The organism is Streptococcus sp. ELY_137, assembly GCF_058314515.1.
Genome location: NZ_JBZFUL010000030.1, coordinates 1 through 2,441 on the forward strand (window position 1 = coordinate 1; position 2,441 = coordinate 2,441).

The window sequence follows — 2,441 nt, forward strand, 5'->3', positions numbered from 1 at the left end:
TAACTCACTTTGGAAAAGTAAAGCTGTTAGAATCTGTATGTCTGATACTTTGCATAGCGAGACATGACGTCGCTGTTTCAGCTCAAGAGGAGCTGAAGTCTTATAAAAATGACGGCAAATAGCGATCAGTTGAGGAATACTGTATTGTAAATGATGGGCTTTAGCAGTATAATGTAGGTGGTTCATTTGGATTACCTCTGCTGTTTTTTTTTCTCATTTGCAGTATAATCCAAATGAACTTTTTTGTTAACTGTTTTTAACTAGCACCACAGGTTTGAATAACTAATTTTATTTGAAGCATTCCACTCTTTATGCATAAGACACAGCCATTTTAATTTTGCTTTGAGTATATTCTTAAATCCTCTAAACACAGAGAGATGAATGTCGTTAGAGCTCCAATAATTATCCTCTTTTTAATTTATCAATAAAGGCCTTTTCAGAGTTGATTATACTTCCTTGTTTTATACTTTTATCATTAATCAATTCTAATAAAACATCGTATTCTTCCAACTTAAATAGAAGTTTTATTACCAGATCCTCTAAAAATTCTGTATTTAGGTTTACTATAGCTGGCGATGATGAACAATCCCCCTTATCTCTTAAAGAATTTATGTCTGCCCTCAACTCTTTAAACAGCTTTTTATATAATAATTGTAACTTAGAAATTTCTAATAAATATTTTTGGTAATAAAATAGTGAATTATCATTAAAATAGCTTAGTGAAAATTTAATATCACTTAATGCATTTTTTATATTATTTTTTAAGACTTCATCAGATATTTTTTTCATCATTAATGTCATTTCAAATACATCATCCAACGGTTTACTTTTTTTATTATGCTTTATTTGTTCATAAAAAAATAATAATCTTTTATCATAATCTACCATGTTATTTTTGCCAAATTCAAAATCTAAAAGAGCAAACCACTTAAGGTATGTAGGTTCATTATTGATGTTTTTAAGAAGTAGACTATTATAACGTTCATATTTATTGAATTTTTCAAATTCTTCTTTTGAGGTCCCTAAATTATGCAATATTATCTTTGTGTTGATATTTTGTATATTACTAGACCGTAGTTCCTCATGAACAAATCCATAAAACTGCAAATTGTGAGTCTTTTTAAAAATACGCTGTGGTGATCCAACTATGCTACTTTCTTCTGCTTCCTGCTTTAGAGTGAAAACTACATCCTCCGTATTGAAGAAACAATCAAAAATACTTAAAAATTTTTTTAATTCTATTTTAGTAATTTCTGTTTTCAAGATATCATCTGAATCGATAATAAAGATCCACTCTCCTTCTGGTATGTCTTTCATAGCGTAATTTCGCATAAAACCATAATTTTCTATCCACTCTTTTTCGCTTAGGTTGACTTTATCTCCAAAAGTAGATTGAATGATATCTTTTGTATTATCTGTAGAACCTGTATCAAGTATATAAATTTTATCTGCTATATCAATAATACTATTTATAGCTTCTATAACTAGTTTCTCTTGATTTTTTACAAGCATTACAATATTTAATTTAATTTTCTTTAAACTTGAATCAATATATTTTTTTATATCACTGTCCGCATTGTGTAATACGTGTTGTATCTCTTCTAGGTTTATTCCTAGTGATTTGAAATCAATATATTTATCAAGCAAGTTATTTTTAACATATGTCATAATAAAATTCCAAAATATCGGTATCTTTTTAATTCTAATATACTATTAGTGTAAATCTTCCTAAAATCACCTTTTAGCTATGTATGTTTATTTAGCTAGTCTAACCAATTAATAGTTAGTTAAAAATAAAAACTTTACATATTACTTCTCTCATTACATGGTAGAATTGAGTAATAGAAATATGCAAAGTTTGGCTATTACACCCTAAAAAGTCTATAGAAAACGTAGACTAATCATACCCTGTTTCAGGGATTTATAAAATTATATATGATTACCATGGTAAATAGCAGAGGCAATATCTTCATCAATATTTTAAGATGATAAAATGCTATATCTATACTGCCGTTAAATCAAGGTAAATCAAATTAAAATAATTACTAACGCCACATTATAACATACTATAATCGGTTATTTTTTAGAAAATTCATTTCATAACGTGAAAAGGATACAGCATTAATTCTAGTATAAGTAGTCACATTGTTATGAGATAATTGTATTATAACTACCGCTTATATTTTGCCCCATAGCCACTACCCTCAATAGCGTTTCCTATGGTATTCCAAGCATTTACAAAATCAGGATCTCTCATGAAATCGTACCATTTCCCTTTTCCTCCCGTAACTTCAGCTGATTCTTGTTCGTCTATTGTTTCCCAATTTGTAAAATTAAGCTAGACAGAAAAAAGCCATTTATGTTAGGCTCAGATAAACACCACATTTGTCTGAGAGGAACTACCATAAATGACCTACACCCATCTTACCACAAACGAACTC

At 28.6% G+C, this 2,441-nt stretch carries 1 protein-coding gene and 1 pseudogene; both read right to left on the minus strand.

The window, feature by feature from the left end; genetic code table 11:
- Positions 1–186: pseudogene (locus tag AC4HAO_RS11265) on the minus strand (IS982 family transposase); the annotation flags it as partial.
- A 216-nt stretch (positions 187–402) separates the two neighbouring features.
- Positions 403–1,668, minus strand: a complete 1,266-nt coding sequence (locus tag AC4HAO_RS11270) for a glycosyltransferase (protein ID WP_491135396.1) — start codon at positions 1,666–1,668, stop codon at positions 403–405.
- Between the last annotated feature and the right edge of the window lie 773 nt (positions 1,669–2,441).

Bases quoted from the DNA above. Each gene is read 5' to 3' on its own strand.
- AC4HAO_RS11270 (WP_491135396.1), bottom strand. From the start codon at position 1,668: ATGACATATGTTAAAAATAACTTGCTTGATAAATATATTGATTTCAAA.